The organism is Streptosporangium sp. NBC_01469 (assembly GCF_036227305.1).
GTDB lineage: Bacteria > Actinomycetota > Actinomycetes > Streptosporangiales > Streptosporangiaceae > Streptosporangium.
This window is the reverse complement of the sequence record NZ_CP109465.1, coordinates 2,080,666-2,099,494: the sequence shown is the minus strand read 5'-3', so window position 1 is coordinate 2,099,494 and position 18,829 is coordinate 2,080,666. Positions and strand designations below refer to the sequence as shown.

Here is an 18,829-nt window from a genome sequence, read left to right as displayed (position 1 = left end):
CGTCGTCCCCCAAAGATCCCCCGAGGATCCCCCGAAGGTCCCCACAATCCAGCCGCAATCCGGCCGCGGCGGGACGCGAGATGATGAGGACATGCTGGACGATGTCGTCGAACACCTCGCCTGCCCGGTCTGCGGAGGCTCGCTGGAGCTCGGGGAGCGGGTCCTCAGGTGCGCCCTGGGGCACGGCTTCGACGTGGCCAGGCAGGGATACGTCAGCCTGCTGACCGGGTCGCGGGTGCCGGGAACGGCCGACAGCGCGGCCATGGTGGCGGCCAGGGACGCGTTCCTCGGCGCCGGGCACTACGCCCCGCTGGCGGAGGCGGTCGCCGGCGCCTGCCGTACCGGCGCGAAGGTGGTCGCGGACGCCGGGGCCGGGACGGGCTACTATCTCGCGCGGGCGCTCGACGCGCTGCCGGGAGCCACGGGGGTGGCACTGGACGTTTCCAAGCACGCGATCAGGCGGGCCGCGCGGGCCCATCCCCGGCTGGGGGCGGTGGTGGCCGACGTGTGGAGGCCACTGCCGTTGGGAGATGGCACGATAGATGTGCTTCTCAATGTGTTCGCCCCCAGAAATGGGGCAGAGTTCGCACGGGTGCTCAAGGGGGATGGTGAGCTCGTAGTGGTCACACCCACCTCACGGCACCTCGCGCCGCTGGTGGAGCGGCTGGGGCTCCTGTCGGTGGACGAATCGAAGGAGCGACGTGTGGCGGAGAGCCTGAGCGAGCACTTCGTCGAGACCGGCCGGAGCACTCTCGCGTTCGAGATGACCCTGGGGCATGATGCGGTCGAGGCGGTCGTGGGAATGGGACCCAGCGCCTGGCATACGGAGACGGAAGTTATGCGAAGAAAAATCGTAGAGCTTCCAGAATTGAGCCTCGTGGAGGCTTCTTTCCGTATGTCTATCTTTAAGCACCACCTGTGAGCAAGCTGTGTGCTTGACAGCCACCTTCGAGGCACCTGTTACTGATGTGACTTTTAGTCCGAAATTCCCAGACATTACTCAAGCAATTAGCCGGTGAAGACGACATACTGGACCGCAATCCGGCGAGCCCGCGCCTGGACGCGTGAAGCTGACGCCTTGACGGAGGGAAGCGCCATATGAAGGCGGAGGAGCGCTGGCAGGCCAGGTTCCGTGCGCCGCGCGCGACGTTGCCCGTGTGGGCGGGCCAGGCTCCCAGCCGGTCCGTCTACCGCAGCAACGCCTCGGGGGCGTGGGAGGTCTACGCCTGGGACCGCGCGGGTGGCTCCACCCGCCAGGCGACCTCACGGCCCAAGGGCACCTCGCACGGCGCGATCGATCCCACCGGGCAGTGGATCTGGTGGTTCGACGACACCGACGGCGACGAGTGGGGCCGGTGGATGCGCCAGCCCTTCTACGGCGGCCCCGACCAGCCGATCGACCTCGCCCCCGGCTTCCCCGCCGGGCTCGGGCTCTCGGCGACGGGCGACGCGGTCATCGGCATGGCCAGGCCGGGGCAGGGCTTCACCATCCATCTCATCCAGCCGGGCGAGCCCGCGCGGACGATCTACGAGCACGCCGAGGCGGCCGCCGTCTCCGCGGTCTCCCTGGACGGCTCGCTGATCGCGATCAGCCACAGCGAGCGCGGCGACGCCCGGCACCCCGGGCTGCGCGTGCTCCGGCGCAACGGCGAGGTCGTCGGCGACCTGCACGACGGCCCCGGCAAGGGCGTCGTCGGCCTGCGCTTCGCACCGGTGTCCGGAGACCGCCGCCTGCTCACCCTGCACGAGCGCAGGGGCCGTCGCGAGCCTCTCGTCTGGGACCCCGAGACCGGCGACCAGCGGGAGATCTGGCTGCGCGACCCGGGCGAGATCACCGCCGACTGGTACGGCGACGGCCGCTCGCTGCTCGTCGTGCGAGGCAACCGGGGCCGCACCTATCTGACCCGCTACGACCTTCCCGGCGGCGGGTTCTTCCCGATCGAGACCCAGCACGGCGTGATCGACGCCGCCGCGCCCCGCCCCGACGGCTCCGTCGAGTACTCCTGGTCCAGCGGGGCCCACCCGCCACTGATCCGGTCGACCAGCGGCCACGTGGTGATGAACCACGGCGGTCCCACCTCACCCCCGTCGGTCCCGGTCGAGGACGTGGACGTGGAGGGGCCCGGTGGCCGCATCCACGCCCTGGTCTCGCGCCCCGAGCGCGGCTCCGGCCCCTTCCCCACGGTCTTCGTGCTGCACGGCGGCCCCACCGCGCAGGACGACGACTCCTTCGTGCCGCAGGTGGCCGCCTGGGTGGATCTCGGCTTCGCGGTCGTACGGGTCAACTACCGGGGATCCACCGGCTACGGCTCCGCCTGGCGGAACGCCCTGCACGGCGACGTCGGGCACATCGAGCTGGCCGACGTGGCCGCCGTCAGGGACGCCATGGTCGACCGCGGCGTCTGCGACCCCGACCGGCTGGTGCTGTCCGGCGCCTCCTGGGGCGGCTACCTCACGCTGCTCGGCCTGGGCACCCAGCCCAAGATGTGGGCGGCGGGCATCGCCACGGTGCCGATCGCCGACCACGTCGCCACCTACGAGGAGGAGACGGAGGCGCTGCGCTCCTACCACCGCGCGCTGCTCGGCGGCTCACCCGAGGAGCAGCGCGAGCGGTACGTGAACAGCTCGCCGATCACCTACGTCGACCAGGTCGAGGCGCCGCTGCTGATCCTCGCCGGGGAGAACGACCCGCGCTGCCCGATCGGGCAGATCGAGGCGTACGTGACCCGGCTCGCCGAGCGCGACCACGATCACAGGGTGTACCGCTACGACGCGGGCCACGGCTCCCTGGTCGTCTCCGAGCGCATCGCGCAGATGTCGGCGCAGCTGGAATTCGCCCGAAAGCACGTGAAGACCGACATATAGCCCGTATCACCCCGCGAGAGGGGTGACGGTCGGCCCGTACGGCTCCAGGGGCGCGCGGGCGCCCCTGTCCAGCCGGTGGGCGGGCGTACGGGACCGCCCGGTCGGGCCGGCGGGCGCGCGGGCGGTCTCGCCCGGTCGGTGAAAGAGACCACGAGCGGTCTCGCCCGGTCGGTGAAAGAAACCACGAGCGGTCTCGCCCGGTCGGTGAAAGAAACCACCACCGGCCCCACCCGGTCAATGAGAGAGACCAGCAGCGGCCCCGCCCGGCCGATCAGCAGGCGGGCGGGACCGTCCAGCCTGTGGGCGGGCGAACCCGCCCGGTCGGTGGGCGGGTCCCGTCAGCGGGCCCGCAGGACCACGATCGCCATGTCGTCGGCGCTCGGCTCGGGGGCGAAGTCCTGGACCGCGCGGCGGATCCGCTCGGCGACCGCCCGCGCCGACAGTCCCGCGCACTCGGCCAGCAGCTTGGCCAGCCCCGCGTCGTCGTCGAGCAGCCGCCCGTCCCTGCGACGCTCGGTGACCCCGTCGGTCACCGCGAGAAGCACGTCACCGGGGTCGAGGTGGACGAGCTCCGCCTTGAAGGTCGCCTCGGGGAAGACGCCCAGCAGCGACTGCGAGGTCACCACGGCCTCCACGACGCCGCTGGGCCGCAGCCGCAGCGCCTCCGGGTGCCCGGCGGAGACCATCGCCACGTCCAGGCCGCTCGGCACGGGCGTGATCTCCCCGTGCAGCAGCGTCAGGAACCGGGCACGCTCGCCCTCGTCCAGGATGGCCTGGTTGAGGCGGTCGAGGACGGCGGCCACCCCGTACCCCTCCCGCGCGAGCAGGCGCAGGGTGTGGCGGGCGAGGCCGGTGACCGCGGCGGCCTCGGGGCCGGTCCCGCAGACGTCGCCCACCGCGAACCGCCAGGAACCGTCACCGGCCGCGAAGAGGTCGTAGAAGTCGCCGCCGACCTCGTTGGTCTCCCCGGCGGGCTCGTAGACCACCGCGGGGTCGAGACCGGGGATCTCGCCCGGCTCGTCGGGAGGGAGCAGGCTGCGCTGGAGCGCCCGGTTGGCCGCCGCCTGGGTGGCGTACAGCAGGGCGTTGTCGAGGGCGAGCGCGGCGCGGCGGCCGATGTCCTCGGCGTACTGGAACACGTCCTCGGCGAACCGGTCGGGCCGCCCCAGGCACATCGCGCCCAGCGTGCGCCCGCGCGCGAGGAGCGGGATGACCAGCATCTGCGAGTCGGCGAGCTGCATGGACCCGCCGCCCTGCGGGATCTGGACACTGGCGAGCTCCTCCCGGAGTTCGTCGATGCGCCGCTCGTCGGTGTGCCAGAGGTAGGCTGGACGCTGCGGGCCGCCGCCGTTGCTCCATGTGTAGACGGCACACCAGGTGGCCAGCCGCGGCACCACGATCTGCGAGATGATCGCGGGCACCATGTCAGGGTCGAGGGTGCCCGCCAGGAGATCGCTGGCGTCGGCGAGAAAACCCATCCATATCGGCCCGCGGCTGGGTTCCTCGGCGGTCCACTCCGAGGACGGCCGTCCGGAGGAGCCGGGCAGCCGGATCCTGGCCCAGTGCGTGCGCTGCTGACCGGCGAAGGTGACACCCCATTCCTCCACCGGTACGGACGGGGCGCCGGGGCTCCTCTCGGGGGCCTGCCTCTGGCGCACCTCGATCTGCAGCCCGTCGCCCAGATGGCTCCAGACGATCTCGAAGGGGACGTCGGTCACCTGCGACGACAGGTCGGCGGCCAGCCGCTCGGCGACCCCCAGAACGGACGCGGCGGCCCAGGCGGTCATCACCTCGATGGTGAATCGCCTGGCGGCAGGGACGGCCGTGTGTCCCGGGGCGAAGGTCGCCGCCAGGACGGCGCGTGGAGCACTGGTCACTGTTCCGTGACTACCACACTTCCCGTTGACATGGGGTGAATCGAAGGTGGGACTACACATTGCGCACCGTGACAGACTGGGGTGACTCACGGCTGCGCCCCCGGGAGTCAAGGAGGTCATATGACCACGGTCAACACCGTGCCCGACGTCGAGGAGCGACGTTACAGCGAATCGGATCTGCGACCGATCCTGCAGACGCTCATCACCTGGCGCGACGGTGACTTCCGCCGCCGGGTGCCCCACGCCCCGCCCGGAATCCTCAGCGAGATCCGCCTGCTGCTCAACGAGGTGGCCGATCGCCGCGAGCACCTGGCCAACGAGCTGCACCGGGTCCGCCGCGAGGTGGTCAAGGAGGGCCGCTTCGGCGAGCGCCTCACCCCCGGTCCCGGCGTGGGTTCGTGGGCCGAGAGCGTCGACTCGGTCAACACGCTGATCGACGCGCTCGTGGGCCCGGTCAGCGGGGCCGCGGACGTGATCGACGCGGTGGCCAAGGGTGATCTGTCCCGCCGGATCGATCTCGACCGCAGTGCCAGGGGCGAGGTGCGCCGCCTCGGCAAGGCGATCAACGGCATGGTCGACCAGCTGTCGCTGTTCACGTCCGAGGTGACGCGGGTGGCCAGGGAGGTCGGGACCGAGGGCCGCCTGGGCGGCCGGGCGAACGTGCGCGGCATGTCGGGAAGCTGGCGCGACCTCACCGAGGCCGTCAACACCATGTCCAGCCGCGTCTCCGCGCAGGTCCGCGACATCGCCGCGGTGACCACCGGAGTCGCGCGGGGCGACCTGAGCCGCAAGGTAACCGTCGACGCGGTCGGCGAGATGTTCGAGCTGAAGAACACCGTCAACACCATGGTCGACCAGTTGCTGGCGTTCGCCGAGGAGGTCACCCGGGTCGCGCGCGAGGTCGGCACCGAGGGCCAGCTCGGCGGCCAGGCGCAGGTGCGCGGCGTGTCGGGCGTGTGGAAGGACCTCACCGACAACGTCAACGTGATGGCGGGCAACCTGACCACCCAGGTCCGCGCCATCGCGGCGGTGTCCACGGCGGTGGCGCAGGGCGACCTGTCCAAGAAGATCACCGCGGACGCCCAGGGCGAGATCCTGCAGCTCAAGGACACCCTGAACACCATGGTGGACCAGCTGTCGATGTTCGCCGACGAGGTCACCCGCGTCGCCCGCGAGGTCGGCACCGAGGGCCAGCTCGGCGGCCAGGCCCGCGTACGCGGCGTGTCGGGCGTGTGGAAGGACCTCACCGACAACGTCAACTTCATGGCCAACAACCTGACGTACCAGGTCCGCAACATCGCCGAGGTCACCACCGCCGTCGCCAACGGAGACCTGACCCGCAAGATCGACGTCGACGCGCAGGGCGAGATCCTCGCGCTGAAGACCACGATCAACACGATGGTCGACCAGCTGTCGTCCTTCGCCTCCGAGGTGAGCCGGGTCGCCCGCGAGGTCGGCTCGGAGGGCCAGCTCGGCGGTCAGGCGCAGGTGCCCGGTGTCTCCGGCACCTGGAAGGACCTCACCGACAACGTCAACGTGATGGCGAACAACCTGACCACCCAGGTGCGCCAGATCGCCGCGGTGTCCACGGCCGTCGCCCAGGGCAACCTGTCCAAGAAGATCACCGCGGACGCCCAGGGCGAGATCCTGCAGCTCAAGGACACCCTGAACACCATGGTGGACCAGCTGTCGATGTTCGCCGACGAGGTCACCCGCGTCGCCCGCGAGGTCGGCACCGAGGGCCAGCTCGGCGGCCAGGCCCGCGTACGCGGCGTCTCCGGGGTCTGGAAGGACCTCACCGACAACGTCAACTCCATGGCCAACAACCTGACGTACCAGGTCCGCAACATCGCCGAGGTCACCACCGCCGTCGCGTCGGGCAACCTGACGCGCAAGATCGACGTGAACGCGCAGGGCGAGATTCTCGCGCTGAAGACCACGATCAACACGATGGTCGACCAGCTGTCGTCCTTCGGCGCGGAGGTCACCCGGGTCGCCCGCGAGGTCGGTTCCGAGGGCAAGCTGGGCGGCCAGGCCCGCGTCGAGGGCGCCGAGGGCATCTGGAAGCGCCTCACCGAGAACGTCAACGAGCTCGCCGCCCGCCTGACCACCCAGGTGCGCGCCATCGCCGAGGTCACCACCGCCGTCGCCACCGGCGACCTGACCCGCTCCATCACCGTCGACGCCGAGGGCGAGATCGGCGAGCTGAAGGACAACATCAACATGATGGTGGCGGTGCTGCGCGACACCACCACCGCCAACCAGGAGCAGGACTGGCTGAAGTCCAACCTGGCGAGGATCTCCCGCCTCATGCAGGGCCACCGCGACCTGATGGAGGTCGCCAAGCTCATCATGAGCGAGCTGACCCCGCTGGTGTCGGCGAGCTACGGCGCCTTCTACCTCGCCGAGCCCACCGGCGACCGCGACCTGCACCTCATCGCCGGGTACGGCGCCCGTCCCGGCAACGGCCCCCGGCAGCGGTTCGCGACCGGCGAGGGCATCGTGGGCCAGGCCGCGATGGAGGGCAGGGGGATCATCCTCGGCAACGTGCCCGCCCGCTACCTGACCGTCGACACCGGCCTCAGCACCTCCACGCCCGCGCAGATCGTCGTGCTGCCGGTCCTGTTCGAGACGCAGGTGCTCGGCGTCCTGGAGCTGGCCTCGTTCAGCGAGTTCAGCGAGGTCCACCACGACTTCCTGAACCAGCTCGTCGAGACCATCGGCGTCACGATGAACACGATCATCGCCAACTCCAGGACCGAGGACCTGCTGACCGAGTCGCAGCGCCTCACCACCGAGCTGCAGGAGCGTTCCGACGAGCTCCAGCGCCAGCAGGAGGAGCTGCGCCGCTCCAACGCCGAGCTGGAGGACAAGGCCGCGCTGCTGGCCAAGCAGAACCGGGCCATCGAGATCCAGAACTTCCAGATCGAGCAGGCCCGCCGCACGCTGGAGGAGCGCGCCGAGCAGCTCGCGGTCTCCTCGCGCTACAAGTCCGAGTTCCTCGCCAACATGTCCCACGAGCTGCGCACCCCGCTGAACAGCCTCCTCGTGCTGGCCAAGCTGCTCACCGAGAACGCCGAGGGCAACCTCACCGCCCAGCAGGTGGAGTTCGCCAGGACCATCCACGGCGCCGGCTCCGCCCTGCTGCAGCTGATCAACGACATCCTCGACCTGTCGAAGGTCGAGGCCGGCCGGATGGACATCCATCCCCAGCAGATCTCGCTGCCCAAGCTCGTCGACTACTTCGAGGCCACCTTCGCGCCGCTCGCCCAGGACAAGGGCCTGTCGTTCACGGTCGAGGTCGACCCGTCGATCCCGCAGGAGCTCCGTACCGACGAGCAGCGTCTCCAGCAGGTGCTGCGCAACCTGCTCTCCAACGCGATCAAGTTCACCCCCAAGGGAGAGGTGCGGCTGCGCGTGATCCACGCCAGGCGCGCCGTCGCCTTCGTGGACGACACCCTGCGCGGCGCCGACGGCATCCTCGCCTTCGAGGTGGTCGACACCGGTATCGGGATCGCCTCCGACAAGCTGGAGGTCATCTTCGAGGCGTTCCGCCAGGCCGACGGGACCACCAGCCGCAAGTACGGGGGGACGGGCCTGGGCCTGTCCATCTGCCGTGAGATCGCCCGCCTGCTCGGCGGCGAGATCCACGTGATCAGCGAGGTCGGCGAGGGCAGCACCTTCACCCTCTACCTGCCCCCGTCGTACGGCGGCCCGCTGGCCTCGCGCGACGGCGGGGCGAGCGCCCCCTCCTCCCCCCGCAACCCGGCGCTCATCGGCGTGCTGGAGGAGTCCGACGAACTGCCGGAGCTCACGCTCAACGACGACATGCCCCTGCCGCAGTTCCCGCAGGGCGAGGGCAAGCCGTGGAAGGGCGACGACCCGCTGACCGGGGCGAAGATCCTGATCGTGGACGACGACATCCGCAACGTGTTCGCGCTGACCAGCGTGCTCGAACGCTACGGCTCCACGGTGATCTACGCGGAGAACGGCCGCGAGGGCATCGAGCAGCTCGAACGCAACGAGGACGTCGCCCTCGTCCTGATGGACATCATGATGCCGGAGATGGACGGCTGGGCCACCACCTCCGCGATCCGCCGGATGCCCCAGTTCGCGGACCTGCCGATCATCGCGCTAACCGCTAAGGTCATGCGAGGCGACCGGGAGAAAAGCATCGCGTCCGGCGCCTCCGACTACGTGCCCAAGCCCGTCGACGTCGACCGCCTGCTGGAAAGGCTGCGCGGCTGGCTGACCCGGGGCAAGCCGGCCGGCGACTCCAACGAAGGCGTGTGATCGATGCCGGACAGAGCCAAGATCCTCCTGGTGGACGACCGGGAGGAGAACCTGATCGCGCTCGAGGCCATTCTCAGCTCGCTCGATCTGATACCCGTCCGGGCGAAGTCGGGGGAGGAGGCGCTGAAGGCCCTGCTCGGCACGGAGTTCGCGCTGATCCTGCTCGACGTCCGCATGCCGGGCATGGACGGGTTCGAGACGGCGGCCCACATCAAGCGCCGCGAGCGCACCCGCAACATCCCGATCATCTTCCTGACCGTGGTCGACAGCGCGCCCGACTACGCCTTCCGCAGCTACGCGGCGGGCGCCGTCGACTACCTCACCAAGCCCTTCGACCCGTGGGTGCTGCGGGCCAAGGTCGCGGTGTTCGTGGAGCTCTACAACATGAACCGCAGGCTGTCCGAGCAGGCCACCCTGCTCCGCGAGCGCCTCGCCACGGAGCTGCCGCCCGGTGAGGCGTCCGACCAGGCCGCCGTGCTGCCCGAGCTGTCCAGGCGCCTGACCGCCGTCGAGGAGGAGCTCGGCCGGGTCGTCGAGCTGGCCCGCAAGAGTGGCGACCCCGGTCTCACGGGGCCGATGGCCGACCTGTCCAACCGCCTCGACCACCTGCGCGCGGGCTTCGACGCCCTTACCTGACGGGCGTTCCCCCAGCGCGATCCTGAGCACGGCGCGCGGTGCGCGTCTCAGCGGCGGGCGCGCTCCAGGGGTCCTGAGCGCGGCGCGCTGTGCGCGTCTCAGCGCGGTGCGCGCTCCAAGGACCCGAGCGCCAGGGCCCTCCAAGGACCCGAAGCGCCGAGCGCGCTCCAAGGGTCCTGGGCTGCTGCCTGCTGTACGCGTCGCCTCAGCGGCGGGCGCGCTCCAGGGCGTCCCAGAAGCCTCGGCGCAGGGCGTGGCGGACCTCGTCGTGCAGGAGGAAGTCGATCGGCAGGGAGGAACCCTGGAGCAGGCGCGCCTCCAGGTCCGAGGGCATCCGGGGCTTGCGGGCCAGGACCGCCTCCAGCCACAGGGCGGGCGCGTCCTTGGCCACGGACTCGCCGAAGTCGTGGCCTTCCTTGTGGGCGGCCTGCACCGCGTCGGAGAGGGTCGTCGCGGCGCCGGTCCCTGTTCCTGTTCCGGTGCTCTGCAGCGGCACCGGGGCCGGTTGGGGGCCGGTGTAGGCGCCCATCTGCGGCGGGGCCTGGTAGCTCGGCATGCTGCCGGTGTTGCCCATCGAGTACTGCGGCGCGGCCGGCAGCGGGCCGGTCTGGGTGCTGACCGCGGCGTGCGAGGGCGTGGAGGCGGGCGGGGGTGGCGGGGGTGGCGGCGGAGGCGGAGGCGGAGGTGGTGCGGCGGGAGCGGCCTGGGGGATCGGCGACTCCTGGGTGTAGCTCTGGTAGGCGGAGGGGAGCGCGGGCTGGGCGTGGGCCGCGCGGGACGTCTGGACCGCGGGGATGGGACTGGTGACCGGGGCGCCGTTGCTCACGCCGATGCCACCGGTGCCACGGGAGGTGACGGACTGGCCGTTGGTGGCGCCGTGCTGGTGGCCGTTGGTCGCCAGGGCGGGAGGCTCGCCGCTGAGCAGGCTGACGTGCGGGCGCAGGTGACCGGCGCCGATCTCGATCAGGTCGTCGCACTCCTGGCGCAGCGTACGGGAGACGGCCCAGCTGCCGTCGGCGCTGATGTGCACCACGGTGACCCGGACGCCGAGATCCTGGGCGTCGCAGACGACCTGCGCCAGGTCCTCGTCACCGCTGACCACGACCGCGTCGCAGACCGCGCCGTTGCGGGCCAGCGTCATCAGGTCGCGGTGGACCTGGGCGTCGACGCCCTCGCGGCGGCCGGGGCGGATGCGCGACAGGCGGAGCTTGAGGCCGGGAATGTCGGCCAGCGTGTCGTGCTCCGGGGTCCGGCGGCCCTCCACGGTCGCCTCGTACCAGTAGCAGCGCAGCAGCGGCAGGCCGGTGCGCTCCCTCGACAACTTGTTGAGCAGCTGGAGCAGCCCCGGGTAGTCCCAGGAGACGGACTCGCGGTGGCGGGTACCGTGCACCGCCATCGCGCCGTCGGCCAGCAGGTAGCCGGCGTCCACGAACAGCGCGCAACGATCCACACGACACCGCCCTTCCTACGTGGCCCGATCCTTCGGTTCAGACAAGCCTGAAAGAACCCCTAAGAGACCGGACAGACGGCCCTTCCTCAGGGTAATCAAGCAGCTGACCATCCGAGGGTGAATCCCGACGATTCCACCCGCGCTCGACCATACGCTGGATCGTTCACGCAGACCGTACCAGTTTGTCCCGTTCGTGAACCCCCTCGGCGAGGTGCCGCTCGTTCGGGTTTCCCGCCGTCCCGCCACCCGTGTCCCGGGCCTCCGCGTGACCCCTTCACCGCACAACGGACCCGGGCGAACTGTGCGCCCCTCTCCCCCCATCGACGCCGTAACCGGACATCTCCTCCACGGCACCGCTGACGCCTCGGGCCGTTACGGAGTGGTCTGTACGCTCACCGCCGCCGCGCCGAACAGCAGGACGTCCTGGCGCGTGCTGAGCTCCAGCACCGGGTCACGGCCGAGGGGCGACCGGAAGCGGTCCACGTCCGTACCGAAGGTCGTGCCGGTGCCCCGCGCCCCGGCTGCGGACCCGTCGAAGGGATTGCGCGGGTCCCGCTCCCCGCCGGCGGGCCGCAGGGTCCGGCCGCCGAGCCTCACCCGATCACCCATGACGCCCGCGTCACCCTCCCAGGTCACCAGGGCCATCCTCGCGGGCGCGCCGGATGGTGTCAGACCTCCGAGCGGTATCCGCGCCGAGCGGCGTCCCCCGTCCAGCACCGTCGCGGTGTCGACGACGACGGCCTGGCTGTACGGCCGGCGCGGGTCGGCCACGATGACCACCAGGCTCCAGCCGGCATGACGCGCCACACCGGGCCGCACCGAGGCGTCGGCCACCCAGTACGTCCCGCGGACCGCGCCCAGCAAACGCGTCACGTCGGCGAACGCCTGGTAACCGCGCCCCGCGGGCAGTTCCCTCTCCACCACCTGCGTGGCCCTGACCTGCCGGTATCGCTCCTCGCCCGGCACCTTGAGCTTGACCCGCCCGCTGGGGGGCGCGCTCGCCGACCAGTACAGGCCCGCCCACACCACCTTGCTCGCCGCCGGCAGGACGAGCCGGGCGGCGCTCGAACTGCCCGTCGACGGATCCCCGTCCCGGTCGAGGGGACGCATCTCCCAGCTGTTGTTGTCGCGCCTGCCGCCCCGCCGCGAGCGGGCGGCCTCGCACGCGGGCTCCGAGGACGCGCAGCTCATCAGGGTGTTGCCGATCGCGGAGACGGCCACCCGGCCGTCGGTGGCGAACCGGGCCGGGGCTCCCGTCGCCCGCACCCCGCTGCGCGACCTGGCCGCCACCCGCGTTCCCGCGGTGGAGACCGTGACCGAGGGCGACGCCCCGTAGGTCGCGTCGCCCGACACCAGGACCCGCAGGAAGACCGCCGTGGCCCGGCCCGCCGGTAGCGGGCCGCGGACGCACCGGGCGCCCCGGGTCCGAGCCCGGCAGGACCAGCCGTCGACCGTGCCGACCGGCGTGACGCCGCCGACGGCGTTTCCCCGGCGGGAGCCGGAGGGCAGCGTCACGCCCCGTGGCAGGCCGACGTCGGCGACGACCTCCTCGCTCTGCCCCCGGCCCGCGTTGCGCAGCCGCACCACCACGATTCCGGCCTCGGACCTGACCAGGGCGCCGAGCGCGTCGATCCTGGCCACGAGGCGAGGGGCGAGCCAGGAACCCGGCCGGCCGGCCTGCCCCGTTCCGGCCGGGTCGCCCCCCTCGGACTCACCGGCCGCGTCCCCTGATCCCGTCTCACCGGACTCGCCGCCGGGGCCCGTCCCGACGCCGGATCCGGGTGCCGCTCCGGTGTCGCCGGGTTCGCGGTCGGGTCCCGTCGGCCCCCCCGAGGGCGACGGTACGGGAGGGCCCGAAATCTCCGGCCCTCCCGAGGACTCCACCGGGGCGGGGGAGTCGGGCACCGGGGCCGCGACGATCGGCTCGGAGGCCGTGCTGGGCCGGCGGACGGGCTCCTCGGCCGTCACCAGCACGAGGGCCGAGGCCACCGCGACCGCGGCGGCCGTCGCACCGGCCACGACGGCGCGCCGTACGGATCGGGGAGCCCTCCGCCAGCGGGCCGACAGCCCACCCCCCGCCGTGGCGCCCATCCTGGCGAGCGCCGTCAGGTAGGCGGGGAACGCGGGACCGGCGACGAGCGGGCCGATGACGGAGCGGACGCCGTGGCCGATGCCGGTCAGCTCCGTGAGCACCGCGCGGCAGCCGGAGCAGCCCTCCAGATGCCTGTCGATGACCCTGCCCTGTTCCCTGGCCAAGCCACCGCGCGTGTAGGGCCCCAGCCTGGTCAGTACGGGCCGGCACTCGGGGGCGGACGTCTCGGCCAGGTGGATGCGCAGGCACGCCTGGCGCATCCCCTCCCGTGCCCGGTGGGCGAGCGCGGCCGTGCCGTTGACCGTCAGGCCCAGCAGGAGCCCGACGTCCTCGCCCCTGAGCCTCTCGACCTCGGCGTGCCACAGGACGAGCTGCCACCGCTCGGGCAGGGAGAGGAACGCCCTGGCCACCGGTGAGCGTTCCAGGCCCTCCAGTGAGGGGTCGACGAGAAACGCGCGTGGACCGAAGGGGTCGAATTCCCCGTCCGCCCGCTCGTCGATCTCCCCGTCCATCCCTTCGCCGGTCTCGTCGTCCCCCTCTTCGCCGGCCCCGTCGTCCGCCCGCTCATCGGTCTCCCCCTCCGCCCCTTCGCCGATCTCGCCATCCGCCCGCTCTCCGGTTTCTCCATCCGCCTGCCCGGCCACCTTCCCCGTCGCCTGCTCACCGGTCTCCCCGTTCGCCTCTTCACCTTCACCGGCTTCACCGGTCTTGCCGTCCGCCCGCCCGCCGGCTTCCGGTAGCGGCCACCCGGTGGCCGGCGGGCCGCCCGTCGTACCGGAACGGTCGCCGACGGTACGGCGCAGGACGGTGAGCAGGTAGGCGCGGAACGCCTGTTCCGGGCCGTTTCCCCGGGCGATCACGTGGTGGACCCTGGCGAACGTCCTCTCCACGACCTCCTCGACCTCGGTCTCGCCCGGCAGGAGCAGGCGGGCGAGGGCGTACGTCGCGGGGGCGTGCCGCTGATGGAGCAGCCGGTAGGCGGCCACGTCGCCGTTCCTGGTGGCAGCCAGCAGTTCAGCGTCGCCTTGAGATGTTTTCACACTCATTGTGACCTCACCATTACCTGGAGTTGCCTGCCGGATAATCCCGCAGTACGCGCCGCGAGTAAACCCGGATCGCACTTTTGCCACCCCCGGCCCGAAACCGGCGTTACGGCGGACCTGTTTTCCGACGGGGCCCGATCGGGCGGGCCCCGGGGTCGCCCTAACCTTGTGCCATGAGCGATCGCGAGAGCCTGCTGGCGGAGATCAAGGGCAAGGCCGTGGTACACGGCAAAGTCGTGCTGTCCTCGGGCATGGAGGCCGACTTCTACGTGGACATGCGCAGGGTGACCCTCGACGGGCAGGCGGCGCCGCTGGTGGGGCGGGTCATGCTGGACCTCACCGAGGACCTCGACTACGAGGCGGTCGGCGGCCTGACGCTGGGCGCCGACCCGGTGGCGGCGGCCATGACGCACGCGGCGGCCGCGCGGGGCGGGCGGCTCGACACGTTCGTGGTCCGCAAGGCGCAGAAGACCCACGGCATGCAGCGCAGGATCGAAGGGCCGGACGTGTCGGGGCGGCGGGTGCTGGTGGTGGAGGACACCTCCACGACCGGCGGATCCCCGCTGACCGCGGTGGAGGCGTTGCGCGAGGCGGGCGCCGAGGTCGTGGCGGTCGCCACGATCGTGGACCGGGGAGCCGCCCCGGCGATCGCCGGGGCCGGGTTGCCGTACCTGACCGCCTACACCCTGGCCGACCTCGGCCTGGCCTAGCCGCCGGAGGACTTTCCCCGGGGGACCCGGAACCGGTGGGAGGTTCGGAGCCGACGCGAGAGGCGGGGTCGGCGGGAGAGGCGGGGTCAGTCTTTGCGGGGGACCGTGAACTCCTGGCGCTCCCCCGCCTTGCCCGGGGAGCGGACGGCACCGTTCACCTGGACCCGGACGGCGGCGGAGTCGGCCAGGACGACGTCCACCTTGGGGTCGAAGGACCGGAACTGCTCGCCTCGGGCCATCTCCCGGTCGAAAAGCACGTCACCCCCGGTGACCTTCAGGAAGACCGTGGGGCACTGCTCCCGCAGGCACTCGACGAGGACCGTCGGGACGCGCTCGGAGGTGGAGGAGGCCGGTGAGGCGGCGGCGGACGACGTGGTGGCCGAGGGCACGGGCGACGGGGTCGTCTCCGCGCCGGAGCCCAGGCTGCCGATCAGTGAGAGGACTCCCAGCACGATCAGGGCGACGACCACCAGCACCGCCAGTCCGACGAGGACCAGGCGCGCGATACCCATGGGGTCAGACCTGTGGCGTCCCACAGTGTGGAGATTAGCGGTTCGTGAGGAGATTTCACGACCGACCCGGTGGATCCATCAGGAGGAGCGCGACCAGGAAGATCGTCCGCACCCCCTCCGGCTCGTGCCGACGACCCCGGCGTCTTCGGCCGGGGAGGGGGCGGGGATACGGTGGAGGAGACACCGGTACGGACCGAAGTGGTGTCGGAGCTATCCGGCCGGGAAGGAACCCGGAATACTGGCCTACAGGCTATGTCCTCATAGCCGCGCGCCAGCTTTTCACAGCCGTCTCCAGGGAGATGACACGATGCCTATCGCTACTCCAGAGGTCTACGCCGAGATGCTCGACCGGGCTAAAGCAGGCGGTTTCGCCTACCCGGCCATCAACGTGACCTCATCACAGACCCTCAACGCGGCGCTCAGGGGGTTCGCCGAGGCGGAGAGCGACGGCATCGTCCAGGTGTCGACCGGCGGCGCCGACTTCCTCTCGGGCACCACGGTCAAGAACATGGTGACCGGCTCGGTGGCCCTGGCGGAGTACGCCCGGGTCGTCGCGGCCAACTACCCCGTGACGATCGCCCTGCACACCGACCACTGCCCCAAGGACAAGCTGGCCGGTTTCGTGCGCCCGCTGCTCGACATCTCCCTCGAGCGGGTGGCCAGGGGCGAGGACCCCCTTTTCCAGTCGCACATGTGGGACGGCTCCGCCGTGCCGCTGGACGAGAACCTGGAGATCGCCAAGGAGCTCCTCGAGAAGACGGCCCGCGCGCGGATCGTCCTCGAGGTGGAGATCGGCGTGGTCGGCGGTGAGGAGGACGGCGTCGTCGGCGAGATCAACGAGAAGCTCTACACCACCACCGAGGACGCCCTCGCGACCGCCGACGCCCTGGGCCTGGGCGAGCGGGGCCGCTACATGCTCGCCGCGACCTTCGGCAACGTGCACGGCGTCTACAAGCCGGGCCACGTCAAGCTCCGCCCGAGCGTGCTCAAGGAGATCCAGGACGCGGTCAGCGCCAAGTACGGCACGGAGAAGCCGTTCGACCTGGTCTTCCACGGCGGCTCCGGCTCGCTGCTCGAGGAGATCCACGAGGCCATCTCCTACGGCGTGGTGAAGATGAACATCGACACCGACACGCAGTACGCCTTCACCCGCCCGATCGCCGACCACATGTTCAGGAACTACGACGGCGTGCTCAAGGTCGACGGCGACGTCGGCAACAAGAAGGTGTACGACCCCCGCTCGTACGGCAAGGCCGCCGAGACCTCGATGGCGGCGCGCATCGTCGAGGCCGCCCAGCACCTGAAGTCCGCGGGCACCAAGATCTCCTAAGGCCCCGAAAGGGTCACGGGAGAGACCGAGAGATCGGCTTCCGGAAAGACTCCGGGGGCCGATCTTGGCCTGACATGGGTCCACCGGGTAGGACTGTCGTTATGGAATCGCACGAGAACCTCCTCGCCGGCCCGCCGCCCACCCTGCTCCCGGACCTGCCCGAGGCCCGGGAGGCGCTGGAATCCGGCGCCCAAGCATCCGACGTCGCCGCGCGTTTCCCCGCGTACCCGGCCGCCTGGGCCATACTCGCGGACGAGTACTTCGCGGCGGGGCACGCCGTGACGTCGTACGCCTTCGCCCGCACCGGCTACCACCGCGGCCTGGACCAGCTCCGCAGGGCGGGCTGGAAGGGGCACGGCCCGATCCCCTGGGAGCACCTTCCCAACCAGGGGTTCCTGCGCTGCCTGCACGCGCTGGCCCGCGCCGCCCAGAGCATCGGGGAGAAGGAGGAGGCCGAGCGGTGCTTCCAGTTCCTGAAGGACTCCAGCGCCGAGGCGTCCGAGGAGCTGACCAGCCGCTGACCTGCCGGTGTCCGGCCGCCGGCCCCGCCCCTGATCCGTCCCCCTGAGCCGCCGGTCAGCTTCCGATCCGTCTCCGGGATCTCCCATCACGCCCCCTTTCGCGAGGTGGGAGATCCCCATTTCGGACGCGGTCGGGTATTCTCTCCACGCAAGAGCCCCTGTCGCGATTGCGCCAGGGGTTTTCGTTTTTGTGGTGGGAGACTCACGATGCCGGCTGTCGTTCTCGTTGGTGCCCAGTGGGGCGATGAGGGCAAGGGTAAGGCGACCGACCTGCTTGGAGACCAGGTCGACTACGTCGTCAGATACCAGGGAGGCAACAACGCGGGCCACACGGTCGTCATCGGCGACCAGAAGTACGCGTTGCACCTGCTGCCCACGGGAGTGCTCTCCCCGAACGTCGTCCCCGTGATCGGCAACGGTGTCGTCATCGACCCGGGGGTGCTGCTGGGCGAGATCGACGGGCTCCAGGCCCGGGGGGTCTCCTCCGAGCGGCTGCTGATCTCCGCCGACGCGCACCTGATCATGCCCCACCACAAGGCCCTCGACAAGGTCACCGAGCGCTACCTCGGCAAGGCCAAGATCGGCACGACCGGGCGCGGCATCGGCCCCGCGTACGGCGACAAGATCTACCGGATGGGCGTGCGGGTCCAGGACCTGCTCGACCCGGGCATCCTGCAGAAGAAGATCGAGGTCGCGCTGGGTGAGAAGAACCAGATCCTCACCAAGATCTACAACCGCCGGGCGATCGACGCGGGCAAGGTCCTGGAGGAGTATCTCGGCTACGCCGAGCGCCTCAAGCCGCACATCGCCGACACCTCGCTGATCCTCAACAGGGCGCTGGACGAGAACAAGGTCGTGCTGCTGGAGGGCGGGCAGGGCAACCTGCTCGACATCGACCACGGCACCTACCCGTTCGTCACCTCCTCCTCCCCGACGAGCGGCGGCGCCTGCTCGGGCTCCGGCATCCCGCCGACCCGGCTCACCGGCGTGATCGGCATCCTGAAGGCGTACACCACCCGTGTCGGCGCCGGCCCGTTCCCGACCGAGCTCGACGACGAGATGGGCGAGTGGCTGCGCACCACCGGCGGCGAGTACGGGGTGACCACCGGGCGCAACCGCCGCTGCGGCTGGTTCGACGCGGTGATCGCCCGCTACGCCACCCGGATCAACGGCGTCACCGACTACTTCCTCACCAAGCTGGACGTGCTGTCCGGCCTGGACACGATCCCCGTCTGCGTCGCCTACGAGGTCGACGGCGTCCGCCACGACGAGATCCCGATGACCCAGACCGACTTCCACCACGCCAGGCCGGTGTACCAGGAGTTCCCGGGCTGGAAGGAGGACATCACCGGTGCCAGGAGCTTCGAGGACCTGCCCGCCAACGCTCAGGCGTACGTGAAGGCCCTGGAGGAGATGAGCGGCTCCAGGATCTCGGCCGTCGGGGTCGGCCCCGGCCGTACCGAGACGCTCCAGATCCACTCGATGATCTAGTTTCCGCCG

Annotated in this window: 12 protein-coding genes; 8 read left to right on the top strand and 4 right to left on the bottom strand. The window is 71.0% G+C overall.

Translation table 11 applies throughout. The annotated features are described in order from the left end of the window. Positions 1-91: 91 nt before the first annotated feature. Positions 92-922, top strand: coding sequence for a putative RNA methyltransferase (locus OG587_RS09455; protein WP_329088802.1), 831 nt, complete (start codon positions 92-94; stop codon positions 920-922). Between the two features lie 176 nt (positions 923-1,098). Then, positions 1,099-2,865, top strand: coding sequence for a S9 family peptidase (locus OG587_RS09450; protein WP_329088800.1), 1,767 nt, complete (start codon positions 1,099-1,101; stop codon positions 2,863-2,865). A 338-nt stretch (positions 2,866-3,203) separates the two neighbouring features. On the opposite strand, the gene OG587_RS09445 is transcribed toward OG587_RS09450, so the two are convergent. Beyond that, entirely contained in the window at positions 3,204-4,742 is a 1,539-nt protein-coding gene (locus OG587_RS09445; RefSeq protein ID WP_329088798.1) for a PP2C family protein-serine/threonine phosphatase, read from the bottom strand. A gap of 120 nt (positions 4,743-4,862) precedes the next feature. On the opposite strand from OG587_RS09445, the gene OG587_RS09440 reads away from it, so the two are divergent. After that, entirely contained in the window at positions 4,863-9,035 is a 4,173-nt protein-coding gene (locus OG587_RS09440; RefSeq protein ID WP_329088797.1) for a HAMP domain-containing protein, read from the top strand. A gap of 3 nt (positions 9,036-9,038) precedes the next feature. Further along, entirely contained in the window at positions 9,039-9,671 is a 633-nt protein-coding gene (locus OG587_RS09435) for a response regulator (protein ID WP_329088794.1), read from the top strand. A gap of 205 nt (positions 9,672-9,876) precedes the next feature. Here OG587_RS09435 and OG587_RS09430 read toward each other — a convergent pair whose 3' ends face one another. Next, positions 9,877-11,121, bottom strand: coding sequence for an NYN domain-containing protein (locus OG587_RS09430; RefSeq protein WP_329088792.1), 1,245 nt, complete (start codon positions 11,119-11,121; stop codon positions 9,877-9,879). A 372-nt stretch (positions 11,122-11,493) separates the two neighbouring features. Then, a complete protein-coding gene (locus OG587_RS09425; protein ID WP_329088790.1) occupies positions 11,494-14,259 on the bottom strand; it encodes a zf-HC2 domain-containing protein in 2,766 nt (921 codons plus the stop codon). Positions 14,260-14,429: 170 nt separating this feature from the next. Here OG587_RS09425 and pyrE point away from each other — a divergent pair, with 170 nt between their 5' ends. After that, positions 14,430-14,966, top strand: a complete 537-nt coding sequence (pyrE, locus tag OG587_RS09420) for an orotate phosphoribosyltransferase (protein WP_329088788.1) — start codon at positions 14,430-14,432, stop codon at positions 14,964-14,966. An 86-nt stretch (positions 14,967-15,052) separates the two neighbouring features. Here pyrE and OG587_RS09415 read toward each other — a convergent pair whose 3' ends face one another. After that, positions 15,053-15,478 carry a hypothetical protein gene (locus OG587_RS09415; protein ID WP_329088786.1) on the bottom strand — a complete coding sequence of 142 codons (426 nt, stop codon included), beginning with the start codon at positions 15,476-15,478 and terminating at the stop codon, positions 15,053-15,055. Positions 15,479-15,785: 307 nt separating this feature from the next. Between OG587_RS09415 and fbaA the strand changes: the two genes are divergently transcribed. The 3 genes from fbaA to OG587_RS09400 all read left to right on the top strand — a co-directional run bounded on the left by fbaA (position 15,786) and on the right by OG587_RS09400 (position 18,820). After that, on the top strand, positions 15,786-16,808 hold the full coding sequence (fbaA, locus tag OG587_RS09410; RefSeq protein ID WP_329088784.1) for a class II fructose-bisphosphate aldolase: 1,023 nt from the start codon (positions 15,786-15,788) through the stop codon (positions 16,806-16,808). A 101-nt stretch (positions 16,809-16,909) separates the two neighbouring features. Then, complete coding sequence (locus tag OG587_RS09405) at positions 16,910-17,329, top strand: DUF3151 domain-containing protein (protein ID WP_329088782.1); 420 nt, start codon at positions 16,910-16,912, stop codon at positions 17,327-17,329. A 207-nt stretch (positions 17,330-17,536) separates the two neighbouring features. Next, entirely contained in the window at positions 17,537-18,820 is a 1,284-nt protein-coding gene (locus OG587_RS09400) for an adenylosuccinate synthase (RefSeq protein ID WP_329088780.1), read from the top strand. Positions 18,821-18,829: the final 9 nt, after the last annotated feature.